The sequence below is a fragment of the Rhizobium aouanii genome (assembly GCF_037002925.1).
Classification (GTDB): Bacteria; Pseudomonadota; Alphaproteobacteria; order Rhizobiales; family Rhizobiaceae; genus Rhizobium; species Rhizobium aouanii.
Window position 1 is genome coordinate 14,485 of the sequence record NZ_JBAMYD010000033.1, and the last position, 20,144, is coordinate 34,628.

At 60.4% G+C, this 20,144-nt stretch carries 15 protein-coding genes and 2 pseudogenes; 6 read left to right on the top strand and 11 right to left on the bottom strand.

What is annotated here, in order from left to right:
- From V8P77_RS33835 to V8P77_RS33855, 5 genes are all read right to left on the bottom strand, one after another.
- Entirely contained in the window at window positions 1–3,864 is a 3,864-nt protein-coding gene (locus V8P77_RS33835; RefSeq protein ID WP_335916669.1) for a DUF4132 domain-containing protein, read from the bottom strand.
- Window positions 3,865–4,190: 326 nt separating this feature from the next.
- Window positions 4,191–5,255, bottom strand: coding sequence for a dipeptidase (locus V8P77_RS33840; protein ID WP_335916670.1), 1,065 nt, complete (start codon window positions 5,253–5,255; stop codon window positions 4,191–4,193).
- 271 nt (window positions 5,256–5,526) lie between these two features.
- Window positions 5,527–8,922, bottom strand: coding sequence for an acyl-[ACP]--phospholipid O-acyltransferase (locus V8P77_RS33845; protein WP_335916671.1), 3,396 nt, complete (start codon window positions 8,920–8,922; stop codon window positions 5,527–5,529).
- 92 nt (window positions 8,923–9,014) lie between these two features.
- A complete protein-coding gene (locus V8P77_RS33850; protein ID WP_003546080.1) occupies window positions 9,015–9,296 on the bottom strand; it encodes a YiaA/YiaB family inner membrane protein in 282 nt (93 codons plus the stop codon).
- A gap of 49 nt (window positions 9,297–9,345) precedes the next feature.
- On the bottom strand, window positions 9,346–10,032 hold the full coding sequence (locus V8P77_RS33855) for a PspA/IM30 family protein (RefSeq protein WP_335916672.1): 687 nt from the start codon (window positions 10,030–10,032) through the stop codon (window positions 9,346–9,348).
- Window positions 10,033–10,143: 111 nt separating this feature from the next.
- On the opposite strand from V8P77_RS33855, the gene V8P77_RS33860 reads away from it, so the two are divergent.
- The 4 genes from V8P77_RS33860 (at window position 10,144) to V8P77_RS33875 (ending at window position 13,900) form a co-directional block, all read left to right on the top strand.
- Window positions 10,144–10,752 (top strand): TetR/AcrR family transcriptional regulator, encoded by a 609-nt coding sequence (locus V8P77_RS33860; RefSeq protein ID WP_335916681.1) that lies wholly within the window; start codon window positions 10,144–10,146, stop codon window positions 10,750–10,752.
- 383 nt (window positions 10,753–11,135) lie between these two features.
- Window positions 11,136–11,366 (top strand): helix-turn-helix transcriptional regulator, encoded by a 231-nt coding sequence (locus V8P77_RS33865; RefSeq protein WP_065279083.1) that lies wholly within the window; start codon window positions 11,136–11,138, stop codon window positions 11,364–11,366.
- Complete coding sequence (locus V8P77_RS33870) at window positions 11,363–12,625, top strand: type II toxin-antitoxin system HipA family toxin (protein ID WP_335916673.1); 1,263 nt, start codon at window positions 11,363–11,365, stop codon at window positions 12,623–12,625. The genes V8P77_RS33865 and V8P77_RS33870 overlap by 4 nt, the downstream gene beginning before the upstream one ends.
- Before the next feature lie 495 nt (window positions 12,626–13,120).
- The gene (locus tag V8P77_RS33875; protein ID WP_335916675.1) at window positions 13,121–13,900 is read left to right on the top strand and encodes an SDR family NAD(P)-dependent oxidoreductase; all 780 of its coding nucleotides are present in this window, start codon (window positions 13,121–13,123) and stop codon (window positions 13,898–13,900) included.
- Between the two features lie 142 nt (window positions 13,901–14,042).
- Here the strand turns inward: V8P77_RS33875 and V8P77_RS33880 are convergent, their stop codons facing one another.
- Window positions 14,043–14,873, bottom strand: a complete 831-nt coding sequence (locus V8P77_RS33880; RefSeq protein WP_222345932.1) for a DUF429 domain-containing protein — start codon at window positions 14,871–14,873, stop codon at window positions 14,043–14,045.
- Window positions 14,866–15,825, bottom strand: coding sequence for a DUF5655 domain-containing protein (locus tag V8P77_RS33885; RefSeq protein ID WP_335916676.1), 960 nt, complete (start codon window positions 15,823–15,825; stop codon window positions 14,866–14,868). The genes V8P77_RS33880 and V8P77_RS33885 overlap by 8 nt, the downstream gene beginning before the upstream one ends.
- Window positions 15,826–15,911: 86 nt before the next feature.
- Here V8P77_RS33885 and V8P77_RS33890 point away from each other — a divergent pair.
- Window positions 15,912–16,172: pseudogene (locus V8P77_RS33890) on the top strand (SDR family NAD(P)-dependent oxidoreductase); the annotation flags it as partial.
- A 114-nt stretch (window positions 16,173–16,286) separates the two neighbouring features.
- On the opposite strand, the gene V8P77_RS33895 reads toward V8P77_RS33890, so the two are convergent.
- Window positions 16,287–16,757 carry a DUF8371 domain-containing protein gene (locus tag V8P77_RS33895; protein WP_507237395.1) on the bottom strand — a complete coding sequence of 157 codons (471 nt, stop codon included), beginning with the start codon at window positions 16,755–16,757 and terminating at the stop codon, window positions 16,287–16,289.
- Complete coding sequence (locus V8P77_RS33900) at window positions 16,700–17,764, bottom strand: DUF8370 family protein (protein ID WP_335916678.1); 1,065 nt, start codon at window positions 17,762–17,764, stop codon at window positions 16,700–16,702. Before V8P77_RS33900 ends, V8P77_RS33895 begins: the two co-directional genes overlap by 58 nt.
- Window positions 17,765–18,039: 275 nt before the next feature.
- Here V8P77_RS33900 and V8P77_RS33905 point away from each other — a divergent pair, with 275 nt between their 5' ends.
- The gene (locus V8P77_RS33905) at window positions 18,040–19,023 is read left to right on the top strand and encodes a hypothetical protein (RefSeq protein WP_335916679.1); all 984 of its coding nucleotides are present in this window, start codon (window positions 18,040–18,042) and stop codon (window positions 19,021–19,023) included.
- A 157-nt stretch (window positions 19,024–19,180) separates the two neighbouring features.
- Here V8P77_RS33905 and V8P77_RS33910 read toward each other — a convergent pair whose 3' ends face one another.
- Window positions 19,181–19,876 (bottom strand): Abi-alpha family protein, encoded by a 696-nt coding sequence (locus tag V8P77_RS33910; protein WP_335916680.1) that lies wholly within the window; start codon window positions 19,874–19,876, stop codon window positions 19,181–19,183.
- Between the two features lie 4 nt (window positions 19,877–19,880).
- A pseudogene (locus V8P77_RS33915) lies at window positions 19,881–20,144 on the bottom strand (hypothetical protein); the annotation flags it as partial.

Below are 20,144 nucleotides of genomic sequence, written 5' to 3' on the forward strand. Positions count from 1 at the left end.
TTACCATCCGCCTTTTTTCTGCCATTCGCTATCGAAGCCGGTGCCCTTGTCGGCAATGGCGCGCAGGTCGTTCCATGTTTCGCTGAGCAGCACCGGCGGCACCTTGGAGAGCGTCGTCTCGCCGCCATAGATCACCCGGCCGCCCGGCAGAATTTTCGCAAAGCGCATTTCCGTCAGCGCCTTCGGCACACGTTCGTTCTCGCCGATATAACTGCCGGTGAATTCGATGACGGCGGCAAAACCGCAATCGCCGAAGGCCTTCTCATAGGTGTAGAAGCCGGCGCCGTCCTCCACCGACCCCCGGACATAGCCGAGCGCTTCGGCGGCCGAGCGCAGCGTCAGATTGTCGATCATCCAGCCCTTGCGGTCGTCGATATGCTTGGCATTGGGTTTCTCGTCCGACAGAACCGGCCGGTCGAGCTGCTCGAACAGCGGCTGGACCTCGTAATCGTCGAGATGGGTCTTCCAGGCCTTGGCGCCCGCCTCGCCGAGGCTGACGCGATGGGCGATCGAGATGCCGGCGAAACTGTCGAGCTTGACCGGCTCGTCCTCTGCATTGGTGAAGCTGCCGTCATCGAGCGCCCGGAAGCTTCCGATGATCTTGCCCTTGTCATCACGACCGGCCAGAACCAGGCGGCGCAGCAGCCGGCCGACGATCGGGTGGGCGAGCAGGAAGGTTTCGAAATCCTCACGCGGCCAGATGCGGGCCGCACACATCGCCTCATAGAGACGGCCGCTCTGCAGCTCCACCGTCTGCTTCAGCTCCTTCTTGGCGTTGGAGAGAAGCTTCTTGCCCTCCTTCGCCTCTTCCGCCTCTTCGGGATCGGTCGGGCTCGGCAGCGAAGCGATCGGCTTGCCGTCGGGATTTTCAAGGACGAGCTTCAGTTCCTGCGCGCCGTTCTTCGCGCGCTCCGCCACCAGCCGCGCCCGGAAAAGCCGCTCGCCGATCGGCAGTTCGAGAATGCCGTCCTCGTCGATGCCGGCAGAGGGCATGGTGCGGTCGCCGAGTTCGGCCGGCGTCCAGCCGCGGGCCTCGGCAAAGGCGGTGATCACTTCGCCGGCATATTTGCGCAGGCCCGGCTGCTTGTGACGCTGCGAGGCGATCAGCACCAGCTGCAGCACTTGCGGAACCGGGTTTGCCATCAGCGCATCGATCAGCGCCCGGCACTGGTTCGGCCGCTTGCCGTGTTCGCGCAGGTAGCGCTTGACGAGCAGCGTGGTTTCGGCCGGCGGCGCAAAACGGGCGAGCGCCAGCAGGCCGCGATGATCGAGCGCGCTGTTTAAATAGATGGCGAGCTTTTCGCGGCGCAGCTCGGCAAAGGCCAGTTCCTCGGTAAAATCCTTGCGCCATTGCTTGGTATAGTCGTAGCGCTGCTTGGCATTTTCCGCCGCATAGGCATTGGCCTCTTCGCTGGTCGGCCGCTGGGTGTCGTAGGAGATGAAGGCCGAGACGACGGCCGCCCCCAGCCGCTCGGCATCCCTGCGGTCGAGACGTTCGAGCGCCATGTGGATCATCGGATCGCCGCCGGCCATTTTCAGCTTGTGCGACCGGGCAAACCACCATTTGACCAGCTTGGCCGAGACCTCGCGCCCATCCGCCCAATGCAGCACGGGCAGGTTTTCGGCATCGAAAAGCGGGGAATAATCGACCTTGGTCGAGGCCAGTCCCTTTTCGGCTTCGGCGAGCAGCGTCTCTTCGGCGAAGAGATCGGAGGTATCATCGCCGCAGGCGGCAAGCGCCGACATGGCGGCCGCCTTGACCGTCACCGATTTCTCCTTGGCAAGGGCTGCGCGCAGTGGCGCGATCGCATTGCCGTCCCGCCGTTCCGCCAGCCAGCGGGCGGCGGCAAGCCGTTTGGTTTCCGGCCCTGATGTCAGCATCGGCGTGATCAGCGGCGTCAGATCGGCGACTTCGCGCAGGAGGTAACGGGCAAATTCGCGCTGGCGCACGCCGCCCTGCACGGCGCGGTCGGCCACCAGCGGGAAATAGCGGCGCGGCAGGCGCGGAAACATCCTGAGCCAGGAGAAAATGAAATCCTCGCTCCAGCGCTCCTTCAGGCCGTCGCCGGCAAGGGCTGCATCGAGCGCGGCAAAGTTCTCGGCCAGCAGCGGCCAGACATTGGCCGGCGCCGGCTCGTCGATCATCTCGGAAATATTGACATAGGCCTTGTCGGCGAGCGCATCGGCCATGGCCTCGAATGCCGGCGCCCCGGCCTCTGCGGCGATTTCGGCGAGGATGCGGATATCGGCGCCGGCCTTGATGCGGGCGAGGATTTCATTGTCGGGACCGCGCATCCAGTAATTCGTCGTTCCCAGCACGATACGCAGGATGTGCTGCCAATGCCGCCCGTCCGTCGCCTGGAAAAGCAGCCGCGACAGCGCGTGAAAGGAGATGTCCGTACGGGAGAAGATCGCCTTCAGCCCGTTGCCCAGGAGCTGGCGCGTCTGCCGCATCCAATTATCGGTGCTCTTGTCGTCGACCGCCTTCCAGATCTCCCGGCGCTGCGCCTCGCTCAGCCGTTCGCCCCGCATGGCGGCGACGATATGTTTTGCAATCGCCGGATCGAAGGGCGGCGTAAACGGGCGGGCCGGCCGCTGGTTCCAGTCTTTGCCCGGCGGCGTCTGGTCGTAATCGATGCGGGCCGCCGCATTGGCTTCCGTCAGAAGCTTGCGGAACGCCTCTTCCAGATCGGCCGGCAGCGGCTCCTCCTTGGCGGCGGGCGGCGGCGCGGCAACGAAGCTGCCGTCGAAGGCGAGGTAACCTGCCTCGCCATCCCCCTCGCCCTCGCCTGCCTCGGCGCCGGCAACCGAGCCTGCCGCATAGGTCGCCCGGATCGTTGCGATCGCCGCCAGCACCGTATTGGATTTTTCCTCGCCCCCGTGCCGGTCGAGGATCGGCAGGGAGCGTTCGCGCAGCAGGGCGGCCAGAATATTGACGCCGGCCAGCCGTTCGTTGGCCTTGCGCGAGGCGAGAAATTCCTCGGCCTTTGCCTGCACCTTGGCCTCGCCGCCCACCTTCAGCGCATTGGACGCCGCCTCGCGCACCGTCTTGGCGCCGTCGCTCGCCATCTGGAAGGCGAAATCGAAGAAATGCCGATCGCGGTCGATCAGGCCGTTCTGGCCGAGGAAGCTGACCATGACCTCGCGGCCGCCTGCCGCCAGCGTCCCGATCGTCCGGGTCGCTTCCTCGGGCATGGCGGCGATCGCATCGGCAAGGCCCGGCAGCTTCAGCATCCGCTGGGTCAGATCTCCGTAGGGCACGTCCTTGTCCGAAAAGGCGCAGTCGATCAGCGGCGCGACCGAGGGGGCAAGCTCGGCAGCTTCCATCATCTCGAGGATGTGTGGCGCGGTGAGAAAACCGAGGGGGTTGCGGCCTTCCGGTGCCGAGGTGTCGAAGAGCAGGCTTGCCGTGCGCAGCCAACGCGGCGATTGATCGCTGCCGGGAAAGCGCCATGCCCGGTTTTGCGCATTGAACTGGCTATGCAGATGGAGATAGCGATAGAGCGCTGCCGGATCGAAGCCTTCGAGTTCGAAGAGCACCCGTTCCCTGGCCTTGTGGCGCTTCTCGCGCTCGACCTTGTTATTCCAGTCGTCGGCGACGGCGATGAAGACATTGTGAAGCTTGGTGCGGATATCGCCCTGGGTGGTCTTCAACAGATTGCTCACATGAAGCACGCTCGCTTCGTCGGCGCCTGTCAGGATATAGCGGGCAAGGGCTTTGCCGAGACCCTTTTCGACGCTGTCGAAGAAGGCGAGGTCCGCAGTGATGGCGTCCCTGTCCCTTGCTGACAGCGCGCTTACTGCCGAAGTGTCGTCCCTCTCCGAACGGCCACGAAAAAGCTTCTTCAAACCCTCTACGAACATCGTCAATCCCCTCCTCACCAGGGCTAATTCTGCGCGGTCATGTCTTTTGGTAATGCTGCGGCCAGGGGCGATCAGGAAACAGTGTCAGCGCGCTGGCATCAAGCATGGGCGGCAATCGGAAATTTATTGAACGAGTAAAAACTAATCATGCAAATCAACGGTCGTATGACGATGCTTGCAGCTAGCGCACGTCCGACCGTTTTCAAGCATCAAAACCGTTTTCGGTGGCGCTGAATCGGGCGCCAGAGAAGCAATCGAATGTTTACGGACTTCGCCAGAAAATGCAACCAGCGGCTGTTTCTCGGCGCAACGAAATCGTCCTGGCTTCACGATGACGGGCCGTTCTTCCAGGTCAGCGCGAATACGCGCAGCCAGTTGTCGAAAGCGAATTTCGACAGGGTCTGCCTGTCGAAGCCGCTTTTGCGCATCGCGTCGAACAGATGCGGCAAACCGCTGGCGTCCTTGATCCGGCGGGGGATCACCGCGCCGTCGAAATCCGATCCGAGGGCGACCCTGTCTTCGCCGACGCGGTTGACGAGATAGTCGATATGGCGGGCGACGGCCTCAAGCGGGGTATCATCATTTAGGTGGCCGTCGGCGCGAATGTCGCAGACCGAGAGGTTGAAGCCGACCACGCCGTCAGTATCGCGGATCGCGTCGAGCTGCCTGTCGGTGAGATTTCGGGTCGATGGGCAGATGGCATGGGCGCAGGCATGGGTGACGACGAGAGGGGCGTGGCTCAATGCCGCCACATCCCAGAATCCCCGCTCGTTCAGATGCGCAAGATCGACCATGATCCCGAGCCGATTGCAGGTCCTGACCAACTCCTTGCCGATGTCGGTCAGCCCGGGACCCGTATCCGGCGACCTCGGAAAGGCGAAGGGAACGCCGTAGCCGAACATGTTCGGGCGGCTCCAGACCGGCCCCAGCGACCGTAGGCCCGCCGCATGCAGCCGATGGAGATAGTCGAATTCGCCATCCACCGCTTCGGCCCCTTCCATATGAAGCACGACGGCAAAGGCCGCCTCGGCTCTGGCGGCCGCGATCTCATCGACATCAACCGCCATGCGCATCCGACCGCCGGAGCGGCGGATCAATGTTTCGAGCGCCACACGCTGTGCATCGATCTGCTGGCGGGCATAGAGCGGATCGACGGTCTCGGCATAAATGACCTCGTAGCCATTTTCGGTGATGATCAGGTCATTTTCCGGCTGGCGCTCCGGACCTGCATGCAGCGCAAACAACCCGCCGACCAGGCCGCCCTCGCGCGCCCTCGGCAGATCGAGATGCCCGCTTTCCGACCTCGCCAGAAAATCCCGGCCGGAAGAGGTGTATTCCGCGATGAATTGCGCCACGTCATTGTGCCCGTCAAAGACATCGATTTCGACCATGTCGGTTTCCTCTTGGAACTATCACCGGCGCCCGTCTCAAGACCCCTCCCCAACCCCTCCCCACAAGGGGGAGGGGCTAAGCTGTGGCACCCGCATCACAAACAAATAGACCAGCCGCACAGTCGACGTTCAATAGGGCGCACGACGAGAGCCGCATGTTAAGCCCCTCCCCCTTGTGGGGAGGGGTTGGGGAGGGGTCTTGCAACTATCTAGCCGGTTGCACAAACGCGCCGGCAACAATTCCCCGGTTTGCGCCTGACGCCCGCCACGCCTACGCCGCCTCCCCCGCCAGCGCCGCACTTTCCGCCAGCTTCCGCGCCGCGACGAAATCCACCTTGCCGGAACCCAGCACCGGCACCTTGCCGATATTGACCTCGGCCGGCACCATCATGTCCATGGCGCCCCTGGATTTGGCGAAGGCGAGGAATTCGGCGCGGGTGGCTGTCGGCGCGTCGGTCAGGAGCACCAGGCGCTCGCCCTTCTTGGCGTCGGGCAGCGAGGAGACGACCGAGAGCGCGCCCGGCCAGAGCTCGGCGGCGAGCGTCTCGACGGCGGCGAGCGAGATCATTTCGCCGGCGATCTTGGCGAAGCGCTTGGCGCGGCCGCGGATCTTGACGAAACCGTCCTCGTCGATGGTGACGATGTCGCCGGTGTCGTGCCAGCCGTCGGCGAGCGGCTCCAGCACGCCGGGCTTTTCGGCGCGCAGGTAACCGGCCATGACATTGGCGCCGCGCACATGCAGCCTTCCGCCCTCATCGATGCCCGGCACCGGTTCGAGCTTCCATTCCATGCCCGGCAGGATTTTGCCGACCGTGCCCGACTTGTTGTACATCGGCGTGTTGATCGAAATGACCGGTGCGGTCTCGGTGACGCCGTAGCCTTCGAGGATGCGCAGGCCGAATTTTTCCATATAGGTCTGGCGGGTTGCGGCCTTCACCGGCTCGGCGCCGGAGAAGATATAGCGGATCGAGCGGAAATCGTAGGGATGCGCCGTCCTCGAATAGCCGTTGAGGAAGGTATCGGTGCCGAAGATGATCGTGGCGTTGGAGGCATAGATCAGCTCCGGCACGATGCGGTAATGCAGCGGCGAGGGATAGAAATAGACCGGCACGCCCGAAATCAGCGGCAGCACCGTGCCGGCCGTCAGCCCGAAGGAATGGAACACCGGCAGGATGTTGAACACCTTGTCGGCGCTGTGGAAATCGATGCGGGCCGCCGCCTGGGCGGCATTCGACAGGATGTTGCGGTGGGTCAGCACCACGCCCTTCGGCGTGCCTTCGGAGCCCGAGGTGAAGAGGATGACGGCCGGATCATCCGGCTTACGCTTCACCAGCGGCCGCGCCTTCCTGAGAAACCCGAAAATCTTGTCCTTGAGTGAGATTTCGGCCCTGAGATCATCGAGCCAGACGATCGTCACCTGCTTTTCCATCTCGGCGATCACGGGGGCGAGCTTCGCCTGGGTGACGAAGGCGCGCGAGGTCAGCACGTGTTTGACCTCGGCGGCCTTGCAGGCGGAGAGAATATTGGCGGCACCCGCGGTGAAGTTCAGCATGGCCGGCACCTTGCCCGCGCTCATCACGCCGAGAAGGGTGGCGGCAGCGCCATTGGCATTCGGCAGCATGACGCCGAGGTTCTTCTCTGGGAACATGGTGCGGAATTTGGCGCCGAGCACGGCAGCGCCGGTCAGCAGCTTGCCATAGGTCAGCCGGCCGGTGACCGGATCTTCGACGGCAAGTTTCTTCATGCCGAATTCGTGGCCGGCCTGAATGACACGGTCGAGCACGGTCGACGAGGTATCCGCTGTCTGGAACAGCAGGTTCGACATCACCTGATAAAGGGCAGCGCCCGCCGCAGTGCGGCGCTTGCGGCCTTTCAGCTCCGGCGGCACGTCCAGCTTCACCGGCTCGAGAATGGTGACCTTGACCTTGGGAAACAGCCGGCGGCGGATCTTGCCGTTGTCGAGATAGGAGAGATAGCTCTTCTCCAGCCCGTCGATCTTCACCGGCACGACCATCGAGCCGGTCTTGTCGGCGACCATGGCGGCGCCATCATAGACCTTCATCAGCGTGCCGGTCACCGTCAGCCGGCCCTCGGGGAAGATGCCGATCGGGTTGCCGTCCTGCACCACCTTGATCAGCGAGCGTGTCGCCATCGGCTTGGTCGGGTCGAGCGGCAGGAATTTGCACATCTTCAGGAAGGGCCGCACCCACCAGGCCTGGGCGATCTTGTAATCGACGGCAAAGGTCGGCTCTTCCTCGGTGATGGCAAGCGCCAGGGCACCATCGAGCAGGCTGACATGGTTCAGCGCGATGATCGGCGCGCGGCCGGCCTTCTTGATATTCTCCAGCCCCTCGACCTCGAGGCGCATGAAGGCGCGGAACATGATCGAGATGAAATCGCGGAAGGGATTGGTCGGCAGCGTCTTCAGCATCAACCAGGCCACGGCAAAATTGATGATGCCGAGGCCGATCAGGATCTGAGGAATGGAAGCGCCCATCGCCTGTATAGCGGCAACGAGGCCGAGACCGACGGTGATGAACAGCGCCGAGAGCACATTGGCGGCGCCGATGACGCGGGCGCGGCGGTCCTCATGCGCCCAGGTCTGCAGGGCGGCGAAGGTGGGAACGGCGATGAAGGCGCCTGCTATCGCCATGCCGGCAAGATCGATGGCGACGCGGATGGTATTTTCGCCGGCAAAGAAAGTGGCGATCGTCGTCGCATGGCTCACCGATGCCAGGCCCCAGAGGTTCCAGGCGAGATCGAGGCTGAAGAGGCCGAGCAGCGCCGTGCCGACAGGGGCCGGCAGCAGCACGATGCGACCGGACGACATCCAGGCGGCAATGGCGGAGCCGACGGCAACGGCGATGGCAAAGACCGTGAGATAGGCCGGCACGACGAGCCCGGAGCCGCCGAGCAGCTCGGTGACCATGGTCGGCAGGATGGAGAGAACGAAGGCGCCGACCAGCCAGAACCAGCAGTTCATCAGCGCCGAACGCCACAGACGCTTGTCCTCGCGGATTTCCATGACCAGGGTGTAGCTGGAGCGGATCACATTGCGATCGATCTGAAGATCCGGCGCCTTGGAGCCGGTGGGCGGGATCATGCGGGCTGCCAGCCAGCAGATCACCGAAAGCCCCATCATCATCGTGCCGAAGATCAGCACATTATCGCCGCCGGAAAAGGCGAAGGCGGCGATGATCGTGCCGCCGAGGATGGCGATGAAGGTGCCGCCCTCGATCCAGGCATTGGCCTTCGGCAGGTCGCGGCGCTCGAGATGATCGGGCAGGATGCCGTATTTGATCGGCCCGAAAAGTGCCGAGACGATGCCGAAGCCGAACAGCGCCGCCATCAGCACAAAAATCGAGGAGAAGGCGAGACCGATGACGGCAAGGGCGGCGACCGCGATCTCGCAGCGTTTCAACAGCTCGGCGATCTTTGCCTTGTCATGCTTGTCGGCGAGTTCGCCGCCGAGTGCCGAGAGCAGCAGGAACGGCACGATCAGGATGACGCCGGCAAGCGTCACCAGGGCGGCGCCTTCGCTGGCCGACATCTTGAAGAGAATGAGGAACACCAGGGTGTTCTTGAGGAAATTGTCGTTGAAGGCCGTCAGGAACTGGGTCCAGAACAGCGGCGCGAATTTCCTGGAGGTCATCAGATTGTGTTGCACGGCGGGTCCCTCTTTCGACTGGCAGAGAAGGCCACAGAGTTGTTACGCAAAAGTTGAATGCGGTAACAACTCTGCGCTGTGGTTAACCAAGATCAATCTTCATCGTTACGATTGAACTTGACGAGCAGCTTCTCGGTGCGGGCATCCTCGACCTTGCGGATCAGCTTCTCGGATTCGGCGTTGTCGCGCAGCGTCTTGGTGATGTTCACCGTGGTCTGCACCAGCATCAGAATGCCCATGGCGAGATAGCCTTTGCCCCAGAGATCGAGCGGCATCATGTAGAGGCCGAGCGCCAGCATGAAGGCGGCCGAGCCGAAGGAGATGTAGGAGAAGCTGACCCAGCTTGCGGAATGTTTCTGGAAACTGTCGTTCATTGTCTTTGTCCCTATGGTTCGATGGATGAATGGTTGGATGGATGCAATTTCAAGCGGCAGGCGTGATGCGGCTCTTCAGCCGCGCCAGCACATCATCGGCGGATGAGTGCCGCGGCGCGCCGAAGCCGGCATTGGCAAGCTTTTCGATAATGCCGGCCGGGCGGATGGCGCCTTCCATGTCCTTCAGGGCGGCCGCCGTCAGCTCATTCTGGCTCTGGCGCAGGCGAAGGCGGGCGAGCGTCTCCTCGGCATCGTCGAGCGTCGCCAGGCCCGGACCGGCAACTGCGACATCGAGCTTCTGCGCCTCCTGCGTGGCGCGCGCCAGCCGCTCGCCGCGCTGCAACTCCTGCAGCCTTGCCTCGGAAGCGCGGACGATGCCCTTCAGCTTGTCGATCGCGCTGGTGAACTGGCTCTGCGCCTTCTCGGACGCATCGCGCTCGGCTTCAAGATAGGCGATCGCTTCGGCCGCCTCGCGGGCCAGGCCCTCATTGCCCTTCGCCAAGGCGGCGGAGGCGCGGATTTCGAGATCGGCGATGCGGGCGACGATCGCCCCGTGCTGCCCCTTCTCCTGTTCGTTCTGGGCGATGGCGACCGCGACACTGCGGCGGGCCGACTGGATCGACTGGGCGGCATCGCGGATCTGCTGGGAAAGCAGCGGCACGGCGTGGCGATCGGCAAAGGCCTGCTCGGCATCATGTGCCCTGCCCCGCAACAAAATGGAAATCAGTTTGAACATTTCCTTCCTCCGGTTTATGAACGTTGTTCACCAGAGGTGTTATGCCAGAATCATGAACGTCGTTCAAGATAAATTTTGAACGACGTTCAAAAAATCGAAGTGGAATGGTTAATGGCCGGCAGGCGAGAAGAAAAACGCGAAGACCTGAAGGCCCGGCTGATCGAGGCGGCGCGCGAGCGGATCGCCAAAGACGGGCTGGCAAATCTCCGGGCCCGCGACATCACCCAGGATGCCGGCTGCGCGCTCGGCGGCCTCTACACGGTCTTTTCAGACCTCGCCGAGCTCGTCATCCACGTCAACTCCGCCACGCTGAAGGCGCTGGAGGCGAGGCTGACCCTGCCGGAAACCAAAGACCGGCCGCCGACCGACCGGCTGCGCAACCTGGCGCAGGGCTATTTGAGCTTCGCCGTCGAGCACCGGAACCTCTGGAAGGCGCTGTTCGACCACTTCCCGCCGGAATCGAGCCCGACGCCGCAATGGCATCTTAACGAGCACCTCTTCCTGATGGACGTGATCGCCGAACCGCTGGCCGAACTGCAACCCGACATGCCCGCGCAAGACCGCGCCATCCGCGCCCGCACCCTCTTCGGCGCCGTGCATGGCGTCGTCAGCATCAGCCTCGAAGGCCGCTTCGTCGGCCTGCCGCTGGAGCGGTTGTCGCGGGAGGTGGACGAGCTGGTGCAGACGATTGCGGCGGGAGCGGAGCGGCGGCGGGGGTGATGGGCGGAAGGTGGTGTTTTTATCCGGGCTCAGAGATCGGCGAGAGCAGCCCCTCATCCGCCTGCCGCCACCTTCTCCCCGTAAACGGGGCGAAGGGGATATGCCGCAACCTCTCCGTCCCTCTCTCGCGTCTCGTATGGCACGTCCCCTCTCCCCGTTTTTACGGGGAGAGGGTTAGGGTGAGGGGCAGCCATCGGCGCGAACCGGAGAGCAGTGGGTCAAGCCCGAGGGATCCCACGCACGCCCAACGAACTCCGAACCATTTTACCGAACGGGAAATTTCATACCCTCAACCTTTCCCACTTCTCTAAATAATCCCGATCGGTAAATTTCCCTGGACACCGCCTCCGCATTCGCTATATTTTCCCGATCGGGAAAAATTCATGGCGAAACACGTACAGAGTCCAGCCGATATCGGCGCCCTGGTTCGAAGCACCCGCAAGGAGCAAAACCTGCGGCAGGACGAGCTTGCCGGCGTTGCCGGCGTCGGGCTTCGTTTTATCGTCGACCTCGAAGCCGGCAAGCCCACAGCGCAGATCGGCAAAGTCCTGCAGGTTCTGCAAACGCTTGGCTGCTCCCTCGACATTCTGGCTCCCGGCGAGCGCAGGCAATGACATCAAGGCTTCTCAACGTCTGGTGGGACGGCCGCATTGTCGGCCAATTCACGCAGGACAGAGACGGCGATATCGGCTTTGCCTATGCGCGAGCCTGGCTTGACGATCACAAAACGCTGCCGCTCTCGGCGTCTCTGCCGAAACGACCGGAGCGATTTACCCGCCGGGAATGCCGACCGTTTTTCGGCGGTCTGCTGCCCGAGGAAAGCCAGCGCCTGGCCGCAGCACGGGCCTTGGGCGTGTCTCCCGCCAATGACTTTGCGCTTCTCGATAACCTGGGCGGCGATGTCGCCGGTGCGCTGCAACTGCTTGCCGAAGGTGAGGCACCGGCGGGGACGGGGTCGATTGCAGATCGCCAGCCCGTGCCCTTGGACGAAGCAGGCATCGTTGCCGTGTTGGAGGCACTGCCCGTGCGGCCTCTCCTGGCCGGTGAGGAGGGCCTCAGACTGTCGCTCGCCGGCGCGCAGTCCAAACTGCCGGTTGTTCTGGTCGATGGCCGGATCGGGCTTCCCCTGCCCGGCCAGGCCACAACCCATATTCTGAAGCCACCGATAGCCCGCTTCAAGGCGACGACCGAGAACGAAGCTTTCGTGATGCGGCTTGCGGCCGCCATCGCGCTCGATGTCGCAGCCGTCGAACCGAGATATGTGCAGGGGCGCCCGTTCCTTCTGGTCGAACGATATGACCGCGTGCGCGGCGCCGGCGGCCTGGTTCATCGCATCCATCAGGAAGATTTCTGCCAGGCACTCAGCGTACCGCCGGAAACGAAATATGCGAGTGAAGGCGGGCCGACCTTCAAGGATTGCTTCGATCTCATAAGACGGATTTCGGCAAGGCCGGCTGTCGACGTGCTGAAGCTGCTGGACGCGGCCATCTTCAACCTGATCGCCGGAAATGCCGATGCCCACGGCAAGAACTTCTCCATCCTGTATGATAGCCAAGGCCCGCGGCTGGCAAAACTCTATGACCTCCTCTCCACCGTGATCTATCCGGAACTGTCGCCAAGGCTGGCGATGAGAATCGGCAAGCGCGCCACACTGGCCGAAATGGATGCCGAGGGCTGGAAGGCCTTTGCGGCAGAAGCCGGCGTCGGCACTCCGCTGTTGCGCCGCCGCGTGAACGAGCTTTGCGACAAGGTGCTGACATTGACCGGCAAGGTCGCCGATGAGCTCGCAGACGTATCGCCCGATCGAGACCCGATTGACCAGATCGCCGGGTTGATTGCGGGTCGGGCCGAGGCCGCGCGCTTGACTTTATAAGGTTGAGGGAAACGGGAAACGACGCCCGACGTCGCGCCCCTAGCCGGTCGCCTCTCCCCACCCTCCGTCATCCTCGGGCTTGATGACCCGAGGATCCATGCCGCTGCCGATGAGTGCTGCATGAGCTTCGAGTCAAAGCGCTGAAATAACCGCCTAAAAAGCCCTCGTCCGCCTGTCTGCACCCCTCCTTCGGACCCCCGCTTGCGGGGCAAAGACCCCGCCCCAAACCCCTCCCCACAAGGGGGAGGGGCTTAACCTGCCGCACCGCATCTCCCAAAACTCCAGATCGGCAAACGACGGGATGATCTCGGGCAAAGCGGTGATGCTGGGCTAGCCCCTCCCCCTTGTGGGGAGGGGTTGGGGAGGGGTCTTAGATCGGTCCGAACCGCCTACATCTCGACCAACCCCAGGAACCCACACCCCAACTCCCGCATTGAGCAACCAACTAAAAAGCAGCTTGACTGCCCTCCACGCACGCCCGCGAAAGGAAACCCCATGAGCCGCATTTTCATCACCGGTTCCACCGATGGCCTCGGCCTTGCCGCAGCCCGCACCCTGATGAAGGAGGGCCATGACGTCGTGCTGCATGCCCGCTCCCGCGAGCGCGCCTCCGCCATCGCAGAGACTTCGGCCGCCGCCCTCGGCCTCGTCATCGGCGATCTCGCCAGCGCCACCGAAACGCGATCGATTGCCGAGCAGGTCAACGCCATCGGCCGCATGGACGCCGTCATCCACAATGCCGGCATCTACCTCGAGCGGAGCCGCGGCGAAACGCCTGATGGTCACGCCAAGACGCTGGCGGTGAATGTGCTTGCCCCCTATCTGCTCACCGCCTGGATCACCCGCCCCGATCGCCTCATCTATCTCACGAGCGGCATGCACCGCAGCGGCAGCAGCGCCCTTGACGATATCGACTGGAAGAAGCGGCCGTGGAACGCCAGCCAGGCCTACTCGGAAAGCAAGCTCTACATCGCCACCCTCGCCGCCGCCATCGCCCGCCATTGGCACGATGTTCTCAGCAATGCAGTGGACCCCGGCTGGGTGCCGACAAAGATGGGCGGCGCCGGCGCGCCCGATGATCTGGAGATGGGGCATCTTACGCAGACGTGGCTGGCGACGAGCGATGAGGAAGCTGCGAAGGTCAGCGGCGGGTATTGGTTTCATCGGCAGCGGCGGGAGGCGGCGGTGGAGGTTGGTGATGTCGGGTTTCAGGAGGTGCTGGTGGAAAAGCTTGCGGGGTTGACGGGTGTTCGGCTGTTCGAAGATGGCGCGTGAGGCGCAAGAACGGGGTCCGCAGGCATTGCAGGGGTACCGCTCGATGTTTGCCGGCAGGCCTCCTTGGCGAGTCACGAGGCAGACAGCGGACTTCGGCGTAGCCGGAGCGGCCGGTTCGCCGGCGTGCTATGCCAGGATCGCCCTATCTAATCGGCACATTCCTTTTCCTTGCAGCGGTAACCAGCCGCTCATGGATGCCGTTTACCGCCGGTGCGATCATGTAGCCGTTTTCCAGATCACCAATCATGACGGATTGGTCGCGCGGCGCCACCAGCCAATGCAAGCCGATGAGGCCACAGATCATTGCGTCAACCTTGTCCTGATCGGCTTTCCTCGGCATCAGGTTAGTCGACACATTCGAACACCAGAGTTCTAGCTGCTCTAAAGCCCTGAGCGATCCGAATGTCCGGATCGTCTCCGCCACGGAATGCCAGTGATCTAATTTAAACATTTTCCGGTTGGCTGGATTGTATTTTGGCGCCCCATGACGTTGGCAGTAAGCGGTCTCGACAACAACCAGTGCTAGGGCGGGGAATACTTCAATTAGAAAGAGCCCTGACGATGAGGTCCTTGCGGCCTCTGGATCCTCAATGGCGCCAATTGCCTGTTTGAACCGCCAGATCGGTGCGGCATCATCAAACATCCCAAGCTTCGATCGGTTGGCTGGCTGAACACCACCGCCTACCCAGGAGATGAGCGCCCCTGCAACCTTGTCGACCGGACGCGAGCCACCGAGGTTCGGAACGATTGTTGGCTGATCGAGCGCGACGAGACATTTGCCCACCTCAAGCGTTTCGGCCCGGATAAGCGCTGCGGCTTCACTGAATGACGCCAACCTCGGCGCAACGTGCAACCGCGCACCTTGCGCATCGAGTCGAACGACACAGATGGCACCTGGCGCCTTAGGATTGTCGGTCCAAGCTGAGTCGAAACCGACGACAGATATAGTTGTGGCGCTCACCTGATCACCCACCCTCGTAAGCCCGAACCAGTAATGGCTGTGCTTTCTCAAAATCCGCCATCGACTTTAGCGTTACCTGCAGATCACCCGTACCAAAGTGGCCAACATTGCTCACGTCGCGCGTAAAGCCGCTTTCAACCGCCATGGTGTTTGGATCGAGCTTTAGGAAAAGCGTCACAGTCCGCGCCTGGGGATAGATCTCCATGCAGACGAAGTTCTTCAGTCGCTTGAATGCTGTGTAGAACTTCAATTCCTTTACCTGCACATCATCCCCGAGCGCGATCAGAAACTGGTGAACAGCGTCATAAATATCTCGAAGGTCTGCCGACGACTGCGATAGGCGGTAGCTCATCCGTTGATTGAGATAGGGGTCGTTTTCCTGATTGGCATCGGCAGTGGTTTGCAGGGAACTTAGACTTTTCGTCTCGGCTACAACCTTAGCTCCAGTGAGTTTACCGGTCTTCGGCACATGCACCAGTTCCAACATCAGCAGATCCTCGCCGAACCGCCGGTAGCGGATCAATTCGATGTTTCGGGCGATCTGCTTGACGGCGTGCTCGTCATAGCGGGTGAAATCGCCGGCGATGCAGAGCAGTCGCGGAGCAGACCAATCAACGGCATTCGCCACGTCCTGGCCGAGGCGTTCCATAACCAGCCATTGGAATTCCTTGCGGTGATCAAGCAGCCAGTCGAGGTAGAACAGGCCCTGGTTGATGACGTTCTCGTTCACCGACCGCTTGTATTCGATGATGACCGGCGAGTTGTCCTCGTCCAGGCCGAGCGTATCGATCCTTCCGCCGTGCACGTGGCCGGTCGAATGCTCGGTCGCCAGGAAGCGGACGCCGAGCAACGCCTCAAGATTGGCCTCGAACAGAACTTGCAGAGATTTCTCGACCTGCATGGCGCTGCCGGGCAACTCGCTCACCTGCGCGCCGCCAAAATGAAAGAGTTTGATATCGCTCAAAATTTGCCCCAGGCGTGACCGCAGATTGTGTTGAAATTTTCTATTCGCTTTATCGTCCTTGTCCAGACAATTTGCCGGCGAGCGCCGATTTGCTAGGATTGGCCGTCGACCCCGGCTGGCTGCCAACGAAGATGGGCGGCGCGCCCGATGACCTAGAGATGGGGCACCTCACCCAGGCACGGCTTGGTGCCAGCGATGCGGGAACTGCAAAAGTCAGCGGTGGTTATTGGCAACCATCGGAGCAGCGGGAGGCGGCGGCCGATGTTAACGATCCGGGGTTTCAGGATGCACTGGTGGAGAAGCTTGCGGAACTCACTGGTATCCGTTTGTTTGAAGAGCGCCAGTGAGGCGCAAGACCGAGTTTAGCGGTGTTGCCGCTCGATGTTTGGCAGCAGGCTTTCCTTGACCAAAATAGCGCAACCTTCGGTCATCTAGGCATCGTTACTCGAGCCAGCGTGATGCTACTCTTCATCGTCATCGTCGTTGAAATCATCCTCGATCACCTCGAACAGTGTTTCTCGAACGCTGGCCGACCTTTTCCGGCGCCCATCAACAACAATGATCTCGGGTATGGCGAGGCCAGCTTCGATCTGTGTGTCGCGATGCTTCTGGATTTCAACCAATTTTTGGCCCATTTTCCCGACGTTGATCAGAAGAAAGATGGCGCTGTCAGTGTTCGATGCGCCTTGATAGATACCGATCTGCGTCTTGTAGCCTTGGACTACTTTGCCCTTGGACAGCTTGATTTCGACAAGCACCCGGTTTGTGTAGCCTTTGGAGAATCTGAAATCGACCGGGCCACCACCAGGATTCGTCTCAGGCGCGATATCGATATTATTCGCCTTACAGAAAGTGTCGGCAACGGCAAAGAAGATCAACTGCGCGGCCTTCTCTCGCTTGGGTTTTTCTTCATGCCACAGGAGTTCCCACAGGTTGTTGTTCTCAACGAGTGTTTTGAAGCAACAATTATCAGAACGAGCCGCTGTAACTCAGCTGATGATGGCTTGCCGACATTTAACCCCGGCTGCGCAAACACACTAAGATCGCCGGCGATCATCTCGCGAAAGCGGTAAAGGTTAAGCGGATCGGCCTTTGGATCGTAAGAATCGCTTGAGCCAAGCACGGCATCCAGGATAGCGCGGAAGTGATCCAAGGATAAAAGAGCCGTCTTCTTTATCGCGTCCTTTTTCTCGGTCAACGTCATCTGAGAAATAAGGCCTACGAAGGAGTTGAACGCGTCTCGGATTTTCTCATTTTCGAAAGTCACCCTGGCTACGTCTGACCAATCTGCTGCTAGCGGAAGATCGCGCAAGATGTCCTGGGGAACGAGGAGGATTGGCTTGGAGGGGTCGATGGGGTTTTCCGGTAGCTCCGCATCGAAGTAGTCTTTGAACCGCCGGGCGGGAACTCCACTTTTCTTGCAAAATTCCTCCGTCAGGGCGCAAAGTGCCGGAAGAATGGCGAATGTGGTGAGGTCACTGATCGTGTCCGGCCCTACTCCTTCTTCGAACATGCCCATCAAAGAGATGATCTCTGGATTGTTCTCACCGAGCTCTATGATTTGCTTGGTTGTTTCTAATATCCGTTCTCTCACTTCCTCGGACCTACCCGATCCGCTGGTGCTTGATCCACCATATCCAAGGCACGTTTCCGATCGCTCCCCCAGATCAAGTATGCGCCGAGCAGCTTTCCAAGCCGGATCGTTGACTGCTCTGCTAGCGGAGAGCAACTTTGTCGCCTTTGCGAAATGTTCTCGAAGCTGCTTATACGCAGCGGCCATATGTGGATTATCGCTCCCCTCGATCAAAAGAGGATCAATGAAGAGCTTGCTGTCCGAATTCAGGACGGGATCAAAAAGCCCCGCCTTGTCCAAGTCGGTTGCGGTGCCCTTAAATACTTGAGAAAACAAATATGGCCTTACTAGTTTCCTTCCAGTCATCTGATTCTCCGTCCACACCTCGCGGAATGGTAGTGCGACGAATTGATGTCCACAATGGGTTGCCTTGCGGCTCCTCAAAATCTATCACTAATCTACATAGCGCTTCCATGAGACTGTAACTGAGCATTTTGACGATCAAACAGTATTGTCTGGCGGCGATCTAACTTCGACGAAATGAGGCCCGATGCACATAAGGCGTTGCAATATGACCTTGCGACGCATTCGCTCCGAGTTGCTGGAGAAGTCGTTGAAGTATTTAAGAAAATAGGCAAACGATGGAACTGAAAGCATCAATCGAACGGCGCTATCCTTGGACCAGTGCTAAAGGATCGGAAATTCGGGAAGCCATCTGCGTGCTGTGCACGCGCATGCTTGGTTCGGGCCTCCTCGACGGCGATGCAGAAAAAAAGCTTTGCTCAGAAAATCCCAATGCTTTCTGGCAGCAGTTATCGGAAATCCTTCTTGCCGACCAACTTATCAAGGCTGGCCTCAAGCCGCTGCACCAAGAGCCGGGGCCGGACTTTCTTGTTGATCTAGGAGAAGGGCGTCTGTGGATAGAGGTGGTCACGCCAGAGCCTAAAGGGCTTCCCGACGATTGGAGCAACCACGTTAGCGGGAACGTTGTCTCGCTGCCTCATGAAGAAATTCTTTTGCGGTGGACGTCCGCCATTAAAGAGAAAGCGGAGAAGTTGCTCGGGCGAGTGGATCGCAAGACGGGAAAGCGGATTCCTGGCTATCTTGAGAAGAGGATCGTAACATCCAGCGACGCCTACGTTATCGCCATTAACGGGCGACTATTGCGCGGCTTCGGCGGTGCAATCCCGGAGCTTCACGGGATAAGCCAATTGCCTTACGCAGTCGAGGCTACTTTTGCCGTTGGCCCGTTACAGGTAACTATCGATCGCCAAACTCTTCAGCAAGTTGGCTCGGGTCTTCAACATCGTACATATATCGCAAAACCTAAGGGAGCAGCCGTACCGGCGGATACGTTTTTCGATCCTGAGTTCTCGCCAATCAGCGCACTTTGGGCTGTTGATGTTGATGAACTTCTGGCGATCGGAGAAACCCGGCCAATGGTGGTCGTTCACAATCCGCTTGCAGCAGTGAAGCTGGATCGGAAAACACTTCCCGCTCAATCCGAGTACTTCCTGACCGAGGGGGATGGCTACTACGAGGTGCAGCGCGCCGATGGCTCACTGGCAGATCAGCCAGCAAAATCAGACGAGATTTCGATAGACCTAACCCTACCTGGTAGATGATTGAATTGCATCTCAATCAACCCCTATCTATGTCGCCATCCTGTTCGGCGCCGTCCCGGCGTCGTAGCATCAGCCTCGAAGGCTGCTTCTCGACCTGCCTCAAGAGCGAACTCAAAATTGGATAAAACTTGGGGGCAGGGTCAAGCTTTTATGGCTGCTACCCCCGCATGATCGATTGCTTGAACATCAGCAACAACGGAAGCGCACGAAACCAGCCGATTGACGTATATATCTCAACGTTACAAGGCATCTTATGGCTATCGGCTGCCGCAAAGCCAACGCTTCCGGAATTATCGCAGGAGAAAAGGCCAAGGGCTACGAACCGCGCCAGAGAAAAATTAAGCGCCTCCTCCGTCATGTTGAAGTCGGAGGGCTTCAGCTTGATCGACTCTTGGCGTGGCTCCGCAAGGTCTATTTCGAAAAGCTGGTCCAGCACTTCCTTATCTTCCGGCTCCAGTTTGCTTATCGCGTTCGTGATCACCGCCGTTACGCCGATTGTGGAGTTCTGTGGATCAGCGGCATTTGCGATATAGGAAGCCCAAATATCTTGTAGTCCGTCGTCGCTTTCAACGGAAAGTGCTTCAATCAACGGAACGGCCGCGCGTTCCTCTATTTTTAGGAAGCTTCGATCTAATCCAAGAGCCTGAAGATGCCTTTCGGTTTTGATCGCAACCGATGCACGATTACGTATCTTAAAACCAATGGCGGTGTCGGCTACCGCACCCGCAAGTGCATTTATTGCTTCGCCGAAAATGTCCGCCAAATAGCGGGATGCTTTCTCGCTCGCGTCGATGGCCTTGCCGGTTGTCTTCGCTATCTCAGTTGCGGCCTTAAAGGCTTCATCACCCGTCACGTTCTCACCCCAATCTATGAATTGATCCACCAAACTGGATTAAGTAACCGTAGCGCACGCCATCCCTGCGCTGGTTTCCAGGTATTTCGCCAACGCCAATTGGAAATTTCCCGAGCGAAGCCACATGGTGTCCTGAGAGGTAAACCATAAGCAGTTCTGCAAGCGACTTTACGGCCCCGTCATTTTCATCGCCGATGGTAAACATCCCAGCAGAGTCTCGAATTCGATCTATCCCCCGTTCGCCTGAATCACCTTTGCTCATGAACCT

Excerpts from the sequence above, each read along its gene's own strand:
- V8P77_RS33835 (WP_335916669.1), bottom strand. The coding sequence starts at position 3,864 with ATGTTCGTAGAGGGTTTGAAGAAGCTTTTTCGTGGCCGTTCGGAGAGG.
- V8P77_RS33905 (WP_335916679.1), top strand. The coding sequence starts at position 18,040 with ATGGAACTGAAAGCATCAATCGAACGGCGCTATCCTTGGACCAGTGCT.
- V8P77_RS33900 (WP_335916678.1), bottom strand. The coding sequence starts at position 17,764 with ATGACTGGAAGGAAACTAGTAAGGCCATATTTGTTTTCTCAAGTATTT.
- V8P77_RS33855 (WP_335916672.1), bottom strand. The coding sequence starts at position 10,032 with ATGTTCAAACTGATTTCCATTTTGTTGCGGGGCAGGGCACATGATGCC.
- V8P77_RS33865 (WP_065279083.1), top strand. The coding sequence starts at position 11,136 with ATGGCGAAACACGTACAGAGTCCAGCCGATATCGGCGCCCTGGTTCGA.
- V8P77_RS33875 (WP_335916675.1), top strand. The coding sequence starts at position 13,121 with ATGAGCCGCATTTTCATCACCGGTTCCACCGATGGCCTCGGCCTTGCC.
- V8P77_RS33850 (WP_003546080.1), bottom strand. The coding sequence starts at position 9,296 with ATGAACGACAGTTTCCAGAAACATTCCGCAAGCTGGGTCAGCTTCTCC.
- V8P77_RS33840 (WP_335916670.1), bottom strand. The coding sequence starts at position 5,255 with ATGGTCGAAATCGATGTCTTTGACGGGCACAATGACGTGGCGCAATTC.
- V8P77_RS33870 (WP_335916673.1), top strand. The coding sequence starts at position 11,363 with ATGACATCAAGGCTTCTCAACGTCTGGTGGGACGGCCGCATTGTCGGC.
- V8P77_RS33860 (WP_335916681.1), top strand. The coding sequence starts at position 10,144 with ATGGCCGGCAGGCGAGAAGAAAAACGCGAAGACCTGAAGGCCCGGCTG.